Source organism: Synechococcus lacustris str. Tous, from assembly GCF_003011125.1.
GTDB lineage: Bacteria > Cyanobacteriota > Cyanobacteriia > PCC-6307 > Cyanobiaceae > Synechococcus_D > Synechococcus_D lacustris.
Genome location: NZ_PXVC01000177.1, coordinates 1 through 1538, shown reverse-complemented (window position 1 = coordinate 1538; position 1538 = coordinate 1). Strand labels below are relative to the sequence as shown.

2 protein-coding genes are annotated in these 1538 nt (G+C 47.4%); one reads left to right on the top strand and one right to left on the bottom strand.

From position 1 onward, the window contains the following. A partial coding sequence (locus C7K08_RS14040) for a DNA-3-methyladenine glycosylase (protein WP_193464844.1) occupies positions 1–241 on the bottom strand: 241 nt, incomplete at its 3' end. Between the two features lie 88 nt (positions 242–329). Between C7K08_RS14040 and C7K08_RS14035 the strand changes: the two genes are divergently transcribed. Continuing rightward, complete coding sequence (locus tag C7K08_RS14035) at positions 330–1331, top strand: outer membrane protein (RefSeq protein ID WP_106501130.1); 1002 nt, start codon at positions 330–332, stop codon at positions 1329–1331. Positions 1332–1538: the final 207 nt, after the last annotated feature.

Sequence of the window (1538 nt, the reverse complement as noted above, 5' to 3'; positions counted from 1 at the left end):
ACACATACCAATTACCTGGTGGGCCAAACAGCGTTTCATTGCTGGGGGTGCGGCGGCGATAGCCGTGGCACGCAGGCTCGCTCTGGCAATAGGCCTCCGTTTCCACAATCACGCCACTCAATAGCTCGCCATCCGCTTGGCGTTTCAGCAGCAGGCAACCGATCAGTTCAGGTGCCACCACCTCAGCGGGGCGGGCGAAGAAGGCTTGGGGAACTGGCTCGGTGAGCAAGCACTGAGCCATCGTGCGGCCAACCCCAAAACTGACCTCAAGGCCTTGATGATGCAGCACTTTGTTTGAGGATTATTTTGTTTTGTCGAGGTTTCCAGTAGTGCAGCAATCTATCCGTCTGTCGCTCTCCCTTGCTGGCACTGCCGCCCTGGCACTCGCATCAATACCTTTTGGTATTGGATCAGCAACAGCGCAGGAAGCCAAAGCTGGCAATGCTGCTGATTTAGGCGTGATGAGCATTTCGCTGAAAGATGCCATTCAACCCAATTTTGGTTTTCAAGGTGCATTGCAAGGAGCTGGCACTCCAAACCAAGCGGGTATTGGTGGTTTTTTACCATTAGTTACTGGTGATAACAGCGTATTTTTCTTAGACGCTCAAGCAAACCTTAATTTTGCTGATTACAACAACTACAGCAGCATTATTAATACAACAGTTGCTGGCACAACTATTTCCACCTCATCACGATTGGGTTATCGCTTTTTAAATAGTGATCGCTCCTGGATGTTTGGCGTGAATGCTGGTTATGACAGCCGCCCGATGGCAACAGGCGCTGCTGATACTGGTGTGAATGTAAGAAATTCATCTACTGTTTTTTATCAACAGGTGGCAGCAGGTTTAGAAGCTGTTTCTAATACTTGGAATTTCAATGCCTATGCCTTGATACCAGTTGGCACTACAAACGTTCAACTCAATAGCGTCTACCAAGGTGGCACCCTAGATACCTATGGGCTTGATGTGGGCTATGCCATTACTCCTGATTTCAAAGCATCAGTTGGTTATTACTACCAAGATGGTGATCTAAATACTGCTGATGGTTCTGGTGTGCTCGGTAGACTTTCTTACAACATCAGCAATGGCTTAACTGCTGGCGTTAATCTTTCCTACGACCAAGCATTTGAAACACGCTTCTCAGCTGATCTTAAATATCGCTTTGGCTCAAATGGCTATGGAGCACCAAGCAAGAAGAAAGCTTGGCAGACACCTGTAATAGAAGCTCTCACAGAAACTGTGAAGCATAGGGATGTGCGGGTACACGATAAAGAGACTGCAGGCTGTACACGGGTAAAAGACAAGCTCTCACAGCAATACAAGTGTATATAAAAGCTTAGGCTTTTACTGTGAGAACTGGCAAGTAGGTAAAAAAAACAAAAACTGAGAAAAGGTGTGGTTGCGATGTGTGCATCTTACCCCACTCAGCCCCTGCAACCACAGGGGCTTTTTAATTCTTCAATAACTCCCAAAGCGCCTAAAAGCACTTCCGATACCTGGCACCATCTCCCATCTCCATTTCCATTTCCATTTCCACCC